The organism is Legionella stuttgartensis (assembly GCF_977063405.2).
This window is the reverse complement of sequence record NZ_CDRUHA020000002.1, coordinates 52414-64920: the sequence shown is the minus strand read 5'-3', so window position 1 is coordinate 64920 and position 12507 is coordinate 52414. Positions and strand designations below refer to the sequence as shown.

The following is a 12507-nucleotide window of genomic DNA, read 5'->3' as shown; positions in this document are numbered from 1 at the left end:
TATCTTTGATAATTTCAATATCTAATTCTGGCATAATTATCCTACGTTTTGTCTATCTTTATAACTCTTGTAATTAGCCTATTTAAGGCATCCAAATTATCGATATTCGTTATGGCCTCATCAAATAATGATAAAGTCTCTGGATCGTGTGTTTCTAAATACTTGAATGCTTTTTTGGACCTTGATAACGCAATTCTTTGAATACAAAATAATCCTCTAGAATTGTGAAGATTGACCAAATATGGCGATATTTTCCTTCTAAATCTCTAGTATACGCCCTTGCCAGCATTTTTTGATACCACACTCTACGTGCTGTAATTTCATCAGGAGGGAGGGACTCAGGCAATATTAAAAAAGCAGAGAGTTTTTTTAATAACTCTGTGCCAAAATGAGCTTTTTCAAGAACAACGATGCCATCTGACATACATAAATGTTCATCAGAAATTGAATCAAAAGCATTCTCGGGATAAACAAAAATATCATGATAAACTTGATGTGCTTCATCAAAGCGTGCAATTCGTTGCTTATCTCCTTTTTCCCTAATCCCTGCAATCATAATCACTGGTTACTGTGAAGTCTCCTCGTGCGCGCGAGCCATATAAAATAATTGTATGGCAATGATGTAAAGATATTAATTCATCAACAATGAATTGCAGAACAGCATCATTTTCTAGTGATATTTTCTTTTGTGTCATTCCCTTACCTTCTTATTTTGTAACCATAATACCAAGGACTTCCTGTGGTGGAACTGGTTTGAACCGTATGATCTACTCCTCCTGAAATCAATACCTCCAATAGCAGGTTTTAACGTTTTATTGCCCACGGTTAAAATGACTTCACCTTCAAGCAACATGAATAACTCATCCGTTTCATGCTTAAAATCCTTCCAAATTTGACCTGGGGGATCTTCCCAAAGCTCAAAACTAAAGCCACGAGAGCGCCAATTGTTCTCAATCGTTATTGCATCCTGCATTAAGGACTCCTATTTAAAAGACACTTTCAATTTTACACCAGTGAAACTGAAGAATAATAGACTATACAATTATTAACCAATGTTGGACTATACATGCAGTACTGGGGGAATACCGCTTAATTAAAAGCATCACTACAAAGGCCGTCAAAACTCTTTGCCGTCAGGGACGATTTAGCTCTAAATTAAGGATGTGGATCGATCAATCTGTTGTCATTTAAAGATAAGAAATCTACAAATTGACAGTATCGAGGTTAAACCCTAGAATTTTCCTCTGATCCAACAATTGTCTTGATATAATGCCAAAAGTAATTGCTATCGCGGGAATGGGACTCTGCGGAAATGCTATTTTTTGTCGTTTAAGTCACCTGCTTGCAACAATGAAATATTCTGACGATGACATTACTATCTTAATCTTTGAACAAAATCCACAATACTTTGCTACAGGCTTTGCTTATTCTGTTGATAGCCCAGAATTCTGGACTTTAAATAATCCAGCTGATGGTTTCAAATTTACTTCTACTACAGATAGCCTAACAGAATGGATAGATGCTAATCCAGAGTTGCTCCAAGATCATTATCCACATAGAGACAAACAATATATTCCTCGTGCTTTAGTGGGTCATTATTTACGCGCTCAATATGAAAAACATAAAACACTGGTTAAATCACTAGGGATAACAGTCAAAGAAATTTTTTTGCCAATCTCAGATATTTGTCCACTAAAAGAAGGGAATTATCAGATAGCATGCATGGATCAAAATTATATCGCTGATAGACTTTTTATAACAACTGGACATTTAACAAATCCTTTTTTTCATACTGTCGAGAATCAACCAGGTTTTCTCCGTTTTGAAAACACAACAGGAAATCCAGATGCATGGGATTTAGCAGATGATGTTTATATCATTGGTGGTCAGGCAGCATTTGTTGATGCCGCACTTTGGTTAACTATGAAAAAGCAGTACTCAGGAAAAATACACAGTGTCACGCGAAATCCTAATATATTAACAACCAAAGGCAATACAGATGGTTGTGACACTACAAAACAACAGGAATTATCAAATAGTCTGCAAAAACGCTTTCCTGACAGTTTAACCTTTTTCGAAGCAAAAACATTATTTTGGAATGCTTATCAAAATGATGCTAAAAATCCTGTTGCTCCTACCCATTCCCCTGGTGCTCTTGAGACTTTACGTTATCAAATGAATAAATTTGATCATCTGCCAGAAAACAATCCCATACTGGGTAATATTGATGAGCTACGAGCATTTATTAAAACTTTTTATTTTAGTGGTTGTTATACTCACATGTGGCAAAGCTTGAATGTTGAAGGCAAAGAACAATTTCTAAAATACTTCTATTCTCTTTTAATGGCTTATTTGACTGGTATCACACCAGTGAATGCTAGAATCATGCTCCATCTCTATGAGAAAAATAGAATTATTGAGCATCATAGCTTGGCTTCTGTAAGCTATGATGAAGTAAATCACAGGTTCCAATTATTATTTACATCAGGCGAAGTCTTGCATGCTGCAACTCTTATTGATGCAACTGGATATCGTTACAAACCAGATCCCAATAGTGTCAAGCCCATGTTATTAGACAAGTTGGCACAAACCGGATTAATAAGCACTAAGCCTTATGGTGGCATCCATTTAACGGATCATTATCAAGTGATCGATACATACGGAAAGGTACATGAAAATCTAGTTTGTATAGGGCCTGTAGCAAATTACAATCATCCTGTTCCTACACCACATTCTTCATTTATGGTTTATCGTGATGTAGATTTGGTGATGGATCAATTTGCTTCTACATTTCAGGTGACTGAACATGAGGCCATAAGTCTACCCCTGAATGTTTTCAATAAAACGCTCTAGGTTTTCTATAATTGATAATAGATTCTCATTTAACTTGCTAACTTCTTTATTGGGTAAATTACCAGCAGACAAATTCTGCATCAATATCCCCTGCTTTTCTAATTCGCGACAAGCATGTTTCGCTTTTTCAGTAAGAAAAAAATGATAGCAACGTTTGTCCTGTTCACTTCGAACACGTGTGATAAGCTGGTCTCTTTCCATCTTATCAAGTATACCTACTACGGTAGGTTGTTTCAGTCCCGCACTTTTTGTGAGTTCCATTTGCGTTTGGCCGTCCCGCTCCCACAAGCGAACCAGAAAAATAGTCTGACTATAGGTCACACCAAGTTCTTCAAGGTTGAGATTTGAAACACGTTCAAACAAGCGAGCTGCCTTTTTAATCAAGACACCAGTATGTTCATTCAAATTAAATGTCATGGATAGTTCCTTTTTGCGCTATTATATAGGCGCCTATATATATTGACAATATCGTATCCCCTTACTATCATGGCGGCACTTTTTGTGTTTATAAAGGGATTTAATGATGTTCAAAAAAGTTAGCAGCCTATTTATTGCTCTATCGATTTTCAATGGCCTCACTTATTCCTCTTCTATCAACACCACGTTAGCTGTTGTTGAAGAAAATGCCGATCGTATCAGTTTCTATAATCCCGATACAGGTGCAAGAAAAGGTAGCCTGAAACTTGCCTTCCTCCCTCATGAGATTGCTGTTACAAAAGATGGGAAAACAGCTTTTGTCAGCAATTTCGGCATTAGAGACTACGACAGTGGCTCTGGTATACCTGGTGTGTCCATTTCTGTTATCGATTTATTAAATCAAGTCGAGAAATATCGGCTATTTACTTTTGAATCACTAGAGAACAAAGACTATGCAGACATCGATAGTGCGCCTCATGGTGTTAAGTTACGACCTCCTTTTGAAAAACAACTTTTTGTGAATGTGGAAAAAGGCGGTAAGATTCTCGTCTTTGATGTTGATACCAAAACCATCGTCAAAAAAATTGCGGTCAGTCCTAATACACATAATCTGTTTTTTTCTAATGATGGAAAAACCTTGTGGTTAATGGCGGGTAAAGATGGCGTCATTCGAATCGATCCTGATTCAGGAATAATTACTGGAAACCTCACATTGCCCTCAGCTGTACGGGGTTTAAAATATACGCCAGATCATCGTTCCTTGATGGTATCAGCTGTCAATCAGATCGTCTTTATTGATCCCGATACCCTCGCCATTAAAAAACAATTCACTAATTTGAATCTAGGACCGATTCTTTACTCAGATATTACTCCTGATCAAAACTATGTATTAGCACCGGCGCCCTTTGATCACCAAGTTGCAGTGATTGATGTTCATTCAGGCCAAGTGATAAAACGATTAGTCACCGGATTAAATCCGATTAACGTTTTAATGGACCCAGAGGGTCAATATGCTTATGTATCTAATGCAACAGACAAGCATTTATCTAAAATAGATTTGCATAATTTTGAACTCATCTCTATTCCAACCCATGCTGGACCAAATGGTTTAGCATTCATCCCTGAGTTTACCCAAAGAACACACAAAAAACTGCGCATGGGAGTTGCTTTACCATTGACAGGGAAGGATGGTTCTAAAGGTCGTGAAATGCTAAGAGGATATGAATATTGGAAAAGTACTGTTATCAAAAGCGGTGGACTTTTAATTGACAATCAAGTTTATGATCCCGATATTGTTTATCTAGACACCGAATCCCAGAAAGATAAACTCAAAAGCTTGACTCAGGAATTGCTCAAGCAATATCAAATACAAATATTATTATCTACCTATGGTATTGATAATTACAATCTTGAAAAAGAAATAGCAGAAGCAAACCAAATTATCCTTACCCCAGCACCTGGAGAAGAAATACTTTGGAAACCTGATAATATTGCTCGAGGTTATGATTATTTTGTAACAACAAACCTTTATGAGAAAGGCTATGTTACACAGTACAATTTTAAACCCACCTCCTGGTCAGCAATGGCATCCGTCATCGGATTGAAATTCCAAAATGCTTCTCAAACAGCAAATACTTTAGATTATCAACAAATAACAACTTTATTAAATGAGGGAGATTTTCACCTATTTTATCCCTAAAACCTCATACAAATTGGATAGAACTGAATCGATATATTAAGGATTATTATGAAACTAAAGATCGAACATAGCTATATTGAAATATGTAAGCGATTATCTCAACTGACAACGCCCTTAATCTGTGATGCTTTACCCGGTGTGCGTCTCATGGATTCAGATATTCATTCTTTTAACACATCGCCACAAACAAGAATTGTAGGAAGAGCTTATACAGTTAACTCGGCTCAAGATTCTTTATCTACAATGCAAGCATTGGATGACTTGCCTGATTTTATGCTTGCCCTTGGTTGTTCTGATGACCGAGTTCCCATTTTATTGGTTATCGCTTCCTGCGGCACCAAGCTTGCTGTAGCAGGTGGCATGTGTGCAGATGTAGCAAAAACGAAGGGTTTTGGTGGCATTATTACTGATGGAAATTGTCGAGATGTTTCTGAAATCAGAACAACAAATATCCCTTTTCTTGCTAAGGGACAATGCGCCAAATCAGGAAGTAAAAATAAAATTGGCAGTATAAGAAAACCAATCAATTGTGGTTCTGTTGAGGTAAATCCTGGTGAGCTGATATTTGCTGACGAAGACGGCATTATTGTCATGAATAAAGAAGAAGCAGTTAATGCTATTAATAAAGCAGAAGAGATTAAGGAAAAAGAAGCGGCTGCCCTCACTCGAATTCATGAAGGTGCTCGTTTTGATGAAATTTGCAATCTAAAAGAACACATGGAAAAGCTAGAAAATAATGAGGCATCCAGTCTAAAGCTAACTGTTTAAAACTAAGGAATTAAAATTATGTTTTTCCATCCCAAGATGCTTTTTATGTTATTTATTTTATTAGTGTGTACTGAAGTACTAGCACATAATGAAGATTATGTCTTTGATCCTAATGATCCACATCACAGTCTTTATATTCCTGATGCAACGATGAGATCCCCTGCTATTTTATTATTGCATGCGAGTACCGGTATCGAAAAAGTGAATTATGATTGGGCCACCCGATTAAAAGAGCATGGATACGTAGTCTATATAATAGACAGTTTTAAACCCAGAGGTTGGGAAGATCGTCGCTCAGTAGGCTGGGAAAGAGCAACACAAGCACAACTTGATGATATCGTTCCTGCCTATGAATATCTTAAGCAGCTTCCTTCTGTTGATCCTGACCGAATAGGACTTTTGGGATTTTCTATGGGAGGTTTTGATGTATTGAAAATCATGGCGTTATCACAACAAGATCCGAAACCTTACCAAAAGCTCTCTTTTAAAGCAGCGGCTTCTTTTTATGGCGTATGTCATCGACTTGAAGAAGGAACAAAACTAAGGGCAATCACCAAACTATTTATTGGGGAACATGATGATCGTGCAACAACCCAAGATTGCATTCAGTTAGTCGACCAAAGTACTGGTAGCAATCAAAATGTTTCCATCCAAATTTATGAAAATGCATTGCATGGATTTGATAACTTTGAGTTCCCAGTTTCAAAAGAAGTTATTGACGAAAAAGGAGAACATTATCATATTGGTTTTAATGAAGCAGCAAGAGCACAAGCATTGAAAGATTTACCCGAATTTTTTGATGGCTATCTCAAGATAAACCCTGAGAATAAATAACCATTGGTGTTTTATGATTATTAATAAATCAAAAAATCTTTGCTATAAGTTTGTTTCTATCAATTATTAACAATAGTTATGCATTTATTGATGAGCAACAAAAAATGAATAAACAAATAGTTACTGAGTTTTATAATAAAGCAATTAATCAAAAAAATTTTGAAGCAGCATCAAAGTACCTGGGAACAAATTATAAACAACATAATCCTGCTGCCGCTGATGGACCTGAAGGTTTAAAAGCATTTATTCAATATTTAATTGAATATTATCCTAATTCTCATAGTGAAATTAAAAAAATTTTTACTGATGGGGACTATGTTATTCTTTATGTACATTCTATTCGTGAGCCTGGCACTCGGGGTAGAGCTATTTTTGATTTATTCAAATTAGAAGACGGGAAAATCATAGAGCATTGGGACGCAATACAAGATATTCCGGTAAAATCAGCTAATTCAAATAGTATGTTTTAATATCACAATAATGAGCCACATCAATAATTAAAAAATAAGATATGCTTGCTCAATAGAATAAAAAATTTATTATTTCATGTTAAGATGTGCAGCTTTATAAATAAATTTACCACATAGTGACCATTATGAATCCACGTTCTATTCAATTAACTCAAAATCATGGTGGGCCTCTCCATTATCTCGGAAATAGGTACCTTACTCTTCCAGATTTGACAGGGCATATGTCCCCTGATACTAGCTGGTTGAATGAGCATCTCTCTGTATTATTGGCAAATAATAATGGTCAAAAATACAAGAAAGCAATCGAACCTTTTGCAGGGTCTGCTTCCTGGAGTATGGCCGCAATGGAGATCGGTCTTGCAGAGGAATATATCATCAATGACAGCAATAAAATTCTTATTAATACACTTCAATTAATTAAAGACAAACCAGATCTAATCAAAGAGCCCTATACAGCATTAGTAGAAAAATATGATGCCTCATTATCAAAAAAAGATTTTTTCCTTGAAGTGATTGGGAATTACAACCAAATAACTGATGAAGAAAAAGCATTACTGCTCCCTTTTATCATTAATCATTCATGGGGTGGAATCCTTTTTTATGATAAGGAATTAAACATTATCTACCGTGAAGGTGAACTATTTGAAGAAAAAAAGGCTGATAGATTTCTTGAGAAAGCGAACTTGTCTTTGGAAATGTTTTTAAGTGAAATTGACCGAGTATCTATTCTACTCAATGCTAATCGGGTTACCTTCAAAAGCGGGGATTTTATGGAAGTGATTTCGATTGCGTCACCTGGTGATTTTGTGGCGCTGAATCCTCCTTATCCAGAGAATGAACATTCGACGCTTGAAAAAGCTGGGATGTATATTGAACTTTATTCGCCTGAAAAACTGCACCAGAATTTGGTGCAAATCATTCAAGATCTTGAAAGCCAAGGTATTCATTACTACATGACTTATGGATTTTATAATCCAAAATTCAGAAAATATGTCTTGGCTAATGAAAATCATCAACCAATTAATTACTTTCGTGTTCTAGGCTATAAACATTGTGCTTTTGGAATAGGCCTTGATCAGATGTATTTTACTTCCCAATTTTCAATTCCCAAAGGTATAAATATATTCAAAGCGGAGGATGTTTTGGGTGCACAAGATTTAACAGCTGAAGAGGCACTTGAACAATTTAAGCAGCTTTCAAAAAAATGTTTTGCTGTTATTTACCGAGCCTTTATTAAGCCTGGACTTGAGATGGAGTATCAAAAGGCTTGGCATCAGGTTGCTTCCTATTTTGTGCAATATCGCGGTGCCTTAGGTTCTTGCCTGCATAAAACTAACGATGGTATGTGGCTTGCTTATTCTCGTTGGCCCGATAAAGCTACTCGAGATGCTTCTTGGCCAGGCGACAATGCACCATCTAAGATGTTACCCAATGAAATTAGAAAAGCGGTTATAACCATCCAAGAGTGTATTGATCAAACACAAAAACTACCCGAAATTACTATGGAAGTGGTCAATGATTTATTGTATTCAAGCTAATTTTAGAAGATATAACTCATGAATCAATCGCAAATGAATTACCAACTAGAGCTTGTTATAGACACCAATCTACTAGAACAGCAAGATAAAATTGTTCGTGATGGGATAGTAAATTTTAATGCTCCTTTTACAGAAACCAAACCAGAGCGTTACTCAATCTATGGGAAAGATAACGGGGGTAATATTATTGGCGGAGCTATTGTGTATGCTCATAAAAGCTCAATATACGTTGATGTCCTCTGGGTTAAGGAAGAATACCGTGGCCTTGGTATCGGTGCTGAACTATTACGCAGCGTTGAAGCCGAAGCAATTAAGCGAGGTATTCCTGCATCAACATTAGATACTTTTTCTTTTCAAGCAGAAGGATTTTATTTAAAACAAGGTTATCAGCACATAGGGACAATTAAAAATTATTTAGAAGGACATGATCGGATCTATTTTAGAAAACAATTGTAGAAAGAGTGGGGCATATCCCCCATAAGAGAGTATGCCTTGAAAAAGGAACAGAAGAAACGAAGCATCTGTTCTCCAGAGTTGAATTTTTATTGGAACTAATCATAAAAATTCATAAATAAATTAGAAAGGAAAAGGAGGTAGCTGATTCCTATCTCTAAGCCAGAATGAATGATGCCACTCTTCATAGATGGAAACGGGCATATTGCTTTGCTTAAATTTATCAAAAGATAAGTCGCAAAGAAACCATTTAAGGAATTCTGCGCAAGTTTCCGGACTTATTAATTGACCAGACTGATAAGCCTCATCAAACATTTTATGTAAATGAAATGAAGTTGTTTCTCTTAAAATTTTTTGAATTCTTGTATCCACTTCCCCTGGAATAACACAAGACACACCAATATTTTTCTCTGCTAGCTCTTTTCTCACAATAGCAGTTACTTCATCCAAACCCGCTTTGCTGGCACAGTATGTTGAACTTTCTTTAAGTTTCAGAGTAGCTGCTCTTGATGTAACAAATAAAATCCGAGACTTCTCAGGCATCTGCGCGGCAAGTAGTGCCGTAAGTTTCATTGGAGCTAATAAATTAACCTGAAAAACTTCGTCAATACTGTCACAATCGTATTCGGTCAACGGACGTGGAGGACTTTTCATTCCTGCATTTTGAACTAAAAGATGAAGCGGTATTCCAGAATCATTAATAATTTTAGCAACCTGTTCGATATCACTATTGCGAATAAAATCCGATTGAATGGGCACAAAACGAGGATATAGCGCTTTAGTATCCTCTAAGCTGCTCACATCCCGCCCTGTTCCATAGACAGCCCAGCCGTCACCTAAAAGAATTTTAGCAAGTTCAAGACCAACTCCATGGCTGGCTCCGGTCACTAATGCAGCTTTATTATTGTTGATGTTCGTCATGAAGCATTCCTTGAAACTTAAGTTACTTTCGTGCGGTATGGTAATCAAAGTTGGCGAAAGTTAAAAGGTTATTCCTAATTCATGTGTTACTAATTGAGTTAATTCTGGAATACTCGCCTTGACTTGAATAATAGTAGGTAAAACCTGAAGAACCTGCTCTATACCAATGTCCTGCTGCTCTTTATCAGAATTAAAAGAACGGTTTATATTATATACTAGCCAATTGATCCAATTGCCAAGAACACCATAAAAAGCAGCTTCTAAATGATCCTGATTTATTGTTATTCCAGAAGATGCATATGTTTTTAGCATTTTTATAAATAAAGTTTTATTAAACAGCGGAGTAGTAATTCCACTCCAATCAAGAGCACAATTGACTATTTCATAAGTGGGATTAAGTTTTCGCGCAGACTCCCAATCAATGAGAAATGGAGTATCATTTTTATCCCATAAAACATTTTTTTGATCCAAATCACCATGGCTTACTACACTACTACTTTGTAGAATAGGTATTGCTTTTTGATAGATATCGTTAAGCTCAATTATAACTCGTTGATTACTTTTTAATTGCTTCTTAAACACCAAATTTTTGCTTGCTGACTGGTCTATTAACACACTAATTTTTTCATTGGGATGAATATCAAATTCTTGAGCACTTAGCTGGGAAACATTAAGATTAATACGATGAATTTTAGCCAAAAGAGTGGCTATTTTAAGCGCATGCATCTCAGATATAGCGTCTTTATCCAATGCTTTTGCTGTTATCCAAGGATAAACAAGAAAGGCCTCATCTTCTGAAAGGATTAAGTAATTATTTTCTAATTTTAGAGCATGAACTGCGGGAATAGTACGCTGGGAAAATTGGAAAGCTATCTCTTCTGTCAATTCATATTGGGATTTAACTTCTTCAGTCAATTGGATGCTGCTATCGAGTTGTTTTACAGCAAACTGTGAGCCATTGCACTTCAGATACCACATTTTATGCAAAAGACCGCCATAGACTCTTTGAGGCAAGTCAAAAGGTTGGTTCATCTTTAATTTTTTACAGATTGTTTCTAGTTGACTTCTATTCACTATGAGCCGCCTTAAGAATGCCTTGTTTCTCTGACTCTTCATTAAAAAATTTAACAAAAAATGTTTTGCTTAACTTGGGATTTTTTTTATTGATTCTCGTAAATTCCGGCATAAAACCGCACTTTTTATAAAACTCTGGAGCTTGAAAAGCACTGGTCATCAAATTGATATTATTAAAGCCCTGACCTTTGAAGTGATGTTCAAGAGCAAGTAATAACTGTTTGCCATATCCTTTACCACGATAAGCACTGTCTACCCAAATATCATCCACATAAATTTCTGCAAACGCAGTAAAGGCATTAAGCGCACCAAAAATTTCTCCATGGGCAGAAGAAATGGTCACTGAAAAACGTCGATAATTGACGTCAATACCATGCTGAGCCTCATAGGCAATAAATCCATTTGTCATTCGTTTTTCCGTAGCTTCATCAAGTTCATCAACAAATTGGATTTGATATTCTTTCTTGCTTTCTAAAGGCTTGCTGCATTCATGTGCTGTACTATCAAAACGAAAAATAACTCGTTGTGGTTGATGCGGATCATAATTGATTGTTTTAATTTCTTCCTGGAAATTGCCCATTGTAATTTTTGAAATAGTTTTGCGCCAAAAACTAAGCCCTCGCTTATTTTCTGGAACCACAGAAACCTCCCATAAGCCTGGATGCATTTTCCATAATTCAGAGGAAACTAAATAACCTAAACCTTTGCCTTGAAACTTAGCAGTAATAAAAAACTCGCCCATATTCCATGCAGTATCAGGGTAAACTCCTTCGTGATTTAATAGAGCAAAACCAGCTAATTCATTACCAACTTTAATCAGAAAGGCTTTTCTTGTCGGCTCTTCAAAGTATTTTTTAAAATCGAAGCTTTCATACAGGCCATCGGAAGGCAAAGCCCAATCATCTGAAATAAAACCACAGTCACGCGAGAGTTCATATACATAAAATCGTGCCATGTTTTGGATGGTAGGATAATCATCTAATGTTGCTGTCTCAACTTTTAAAGCAGAGTGTAATTCTTTGATGTTCACAGCATTTTCCTTAAATACAGTTTCGCCATATGACCTTCATTCTGATATCCAAGCGATTTGTAAAAATCATGGGAGCCTTCTTTGGCTCGCCTAAGTCCCGATGTCAAATCAATGATACAGGGACTAAATTGCCTGGCAAACTCCTCAACAGTAATCATAAGCTTTTTACCTATTCCTTGATTACGATAACTTTGGTCGACCACAAGGCCTTCAATATGAAATCTTGTTGTTTCGGAAACAAAAAGATAACTCTTAGACCAAGCAATCCAACCAACAACTTTTCCAGCAATTTCCGCAAGAAGAACACCGTAATGCAGTTCATTAGTAAATAGCTCAAGTCGTCTTTGTAACTCAGCAGATGATTGCGGATAGCCTAATTGTTCCATTAAAGGGTGAAGATGTTGAGCATCATCAATTACTGCTTTGCGGATAATCAACTCAATAGACATT

General features: G+C 36.3%; 15 protein-coding genes. 7 read left to right on the top strand and 8 right to left on the bottom strand.

The features are described 5' to 3' along the window. Window positions 1–154: 154 nt before the first annotated feature. The 3 genes from ACWTEW_RS00985 to ACWTEW_RS00975 are packed head-to-tail and all read right to left on the bottom strand — an operon-like array spanning window position 155 to window position 973. On the bottom strand, window positions 155–556 hold the full coding sequence (locus tag ACWTEW_RS00985; RefSeq protein WP_021582646.1) for a hypothetical protein: 402 nt from the start codon (window positions 554–556) through the stop codon (window positions 155–157). Beyond that, window positions 540–695: a nucleotidyltransferase domain-containing protein gene (locus ACWTEW_RS00980; protein ID WP_021460547.1), complete on the bottom strand. Its 156-nt coding sequence runs from the start codon at window positions 693–695 to the stop codon at window positions 540–542. Before ACWTEW_RS00980 ends, ACWTEW_RS00985 begins: the two co-directional genes overlap by 17 nt. After that, the gene (locus ACWTEW_RS00975; protein ID WP_021460548.1) at window positions 692–973 is read right to left on the bottom strand and encodes a cupin domain-containing protein; all 282 of its coding nucleotides are present in this window, start codon (window positions 971–973) and stop codon (window positions 692–694) included. The genes ACWTEW_RS00980 and ACWTEW_RS00975 overlap by 4 nt, the downstream gene beginning before the upstream one ends. Before the next feature lie 296 nt (window positions 974–1269). Between ACWTEW_RS00975 and ACWTEW_RS00970 the strand changes: the two genes are divergently transcribed. Then, on the top strand, window positions 1270–2853 hold the full coding sequence (locus ACWTEW_RS00970) for an FAD/NAD(P)-binding protein (RefSeq protein WP_454783447.1): 1584 nt from the start codon (window positions 1270–1272) through the stop codon (window positions 2851–2853). On the opposite strand, the gene ACWTEW_RS00965 is transcribed toward ACWTEW_RS00970, so the two are convergent. Further along, a complete protein-coding gene (locus ACWTEW_RS00965) occupies window positions 2821–3270 on the bottom strand; it encodes a MarR family winged helix-turn-helix transcriptional regulator (RefSeq protein WP_454783446.1) in 450 nt (149 codons plus the stop codon). The two genes, ACWTEW_RS00970 and ACWTEW_RS00965, sit on opposite strands and share 33 nt — an antisense overlap. Window positions 3271–3373: 103 nt before the next feature. Between ACWTEW_RS00965 and ACWTEW_RS00960 the strand changes: the two genes are divergently transcribed. The 6 genes from ACWTEW_RS00960 (at window position 3374) to ACWTEW_RS00935 (ending at window position 9035) form a co-directional block, all read left to right on the top strand. Continuing rightward, complete coding sequence (locus ACWTEW_RS00960) at window positions 3374–4969, top strand: YncE family protein (RefSeq protein WP_454783445.1); 1596 nt, start codon at window positions 3374–3376, stop codon at window positions 4967–4969. 48 nt (window positions 4970–5017) lie between these two features. Next, entirely contained in the window at window positions 5018–5737 is a 720-nt protein-coding gene (locus ACWTEW_RS00955) for an RraA family protein (protein ID WP_454783444.1), read from the top strand. Between the two features lie 18 nt (window positions 5738–5755). After that, on the top strand, window positions 5756–6571 hold the full coding sequence (locus ACWTEW_RS00950) for a dienelactone hydrolase family protein (protein ID WP_454783443.1): 816 nt from the start codon (window positions 5756–5758) through the stop codon (window positions 6569–6571). A gap of 104 nt (window positions 6572–6675) precedes the next feature. Next, window positions 6676–7041: a nuclear transport factor 2 family protein gene (locus ACWTEW_RS00945; RefSeq protein ID WP_454783442.1), complete on the top strand. Its 366-nt coding sequence runs from the start codon at window positions 6676–6678 to the stop codon at window positions 7039–7041. 125 nt (window positions 7042–7166) lie between these two features. Then, window positions 7167–8579: a DNA adenine methylase gene (locus ACWTEW_RS00940; RefSeq protein ID WP_454783441.1), complete on the top strand. Its 1413-nt coding sequence runs from the start codon at window positions 7167–7169 to the stop codon at window positions 8577–8579. An 18-nt stretch (window positions 8580–8597) separates the two neighbouring features. Then, entirely contained in the window at window positions 8598–9035 is a 438-nt protein-coding gene (locus ACWTEW_RS00935) for a GNAT family N-acetyltransferase (RefSeq protein WP_454783440.1), read from the top strand. Between the two features lie 120 nt (window positions 9036–9155). Here ACWTEW_RS00935 and ACWTEW_RS00930 read toward each other — a convergent pair whose 3' ends face one another. Genes ACWTEW_RS00930 through ACWTEW_RS00915 form a run of 4 tightly spaced genes read right to left on the bottom strand, consistent with a single transcriptional unit; the run spans window position 9156 to window position 12506 of the window. Further along, on the bottom strand, window positions 9156–9953 hold the full coding sequence (locus tag ACWTEW_RS00930) for an SDR family oxidoreductase (protein WP_454783439.1): 798 nt from the start codon (window positions 9951–9953) through the stop codon (window positions 9156–9158). A gap of 60 nt (window positions 9954–10013) precedes the next feature. Then, window positions 10014–11027, bottom strand: a complete 1014-nt coding sequence (locus ACWTEW_RS00925) for an aminoglycoside phosphotransferase family protein (RefSeq protein WP_454783438.1) — start codon at window positions 11025–11027, stop codon at window positions 10014–10016. Next, a complete protein-coding gene (locus tag ACWTEW_RS00920) occupies window positions 11020–12057 on the bottom strand; it encodes a GNAT family N-acetyltransferase (RefSeq protein ID WP_454783437.1) in 1038 nt (345 codons plus the stop codon). The genes ACWTEW_RS00925 and ACWTEW_RS00920 overlap by 8 nt, the downstream gene beginning before the upstream one ends. After that, the gene (locus tag ACWTEW_RS00915) at window positions 12054–12506 is read right to left on the bottom strand and encodes a GNAT family N-acetyltransferase (protein ID WP_454783436.1); all 453 of its coding nucleotides are present in this window, start codon (window positions 12504–12506) and stop codon (window positions 12054–12056) included. The genes ACWTEW_RS00920 and ACWTEW_RS00915 overlap by 4 nt, the downstream gene beginning before the upstream one ends. Window position 12507: the final 1 nt, after the last annotated feature.

What these genes read in the sequence shown, in the direction of transcription:
- ACWTEW_RS00950 (WP_454783443.1), top strand. Translation starts at nt 5,756, where the DNA reads ATGTTTTTCCATCCCAAGATGCTTTTTATGTTATTTATTTTATTAGTG.
- ACWTEW_RS00985 (WP_021582646.1), bottom strand. Translation starts at nt 556, where the DNA reads ATGATTGCAGGGATTAGGGAAAAAGGAGATAAGCAACGAATTGCACGC.
- ACWTEW_RS00930 (WP_454783439.1), bottom strand. Translation starts at nt 9,953, where the DNA reads ATGACGAACATCAACAATAATAAAGCTGCATTAGTGACCGGAGCCAGC.
- ACWTEW_RS00915 (WP_454783436.1), bottom strand. Translation starts at nt 12,506, where the DNA reads ATGTCTATTGAGTTGATTATCCGCAAAGCAGTAATTGATGATGCTCAA.
- ACWTEW_RS00945 (WP_454783442.1), top strand. Translation starts at nt 6,676, where the DNA reads ATGAATAAACAAATAGTTACTGAGTTTTATAATAAAGCAATTAATCAA.
- ACWTEW_RS00940 (WP_454783441.1), top strand. Translation starts at nt 7,167, where the DNA reads ATGAATCCACGTTCTATTCAATTAACTCAAAATCATGGTGGGCCTCTC.
- ACWTEW_RS00955 (WP_454783444.1), top strand. Translation starts at nt 5,018, where the DNA reads ATGAAACTAAAGATCGAACATAGCTATATTGAAATATGTAAGCGATTA.
- ACWTEW_RS00935 (WP_454783440.1), top strand. Translation starts at nt 8,598, where the DNA reads ATGAATCAATCGCAAATGAATTACCAACTAGAGCTTGTTATAGACACC.
- ACWTEW_RS00975 (WP_021460548.1), bottom strand. Translation starts at nt 973, where the DNA reads ATGCAGGATGCAATAACGATTGAGAACAATTGGCGCTCTCGTGGCTTT.
- ACWTEW_RS00980 (WP_021460547.1), bottom strand. Translation starts at nt 695, where the DNA reads ATGACACAAAAGAAAATATCACTAGAAAATGATGCTGTTCTGCAATTC.
- ACWTEW_RS00965 (WP_454783446.1), bottom strand. Translation starts at nt 3,270, where the DNA reads ATGACATTTAATTTGAATGAACATACTGGTGTCTTGATTAAAAAGGCA.
- ACWTEW_RS00970 (WP_454783447.1), top strand. Translation starts at nt 1,270, where the DNA reads ATGCCAAAAGTAATTGCTATCGCGGGAATGGGACTCTGCGGAAATGCT.
- ACWTEW_RS00960 (WP_454783445.1), top strand. Translation starts at nt 3,374, where the DNA reads ATGATGTTCAAAAAAGTTAGCAGCCTATTTATTGCTCTATCGATTTTC.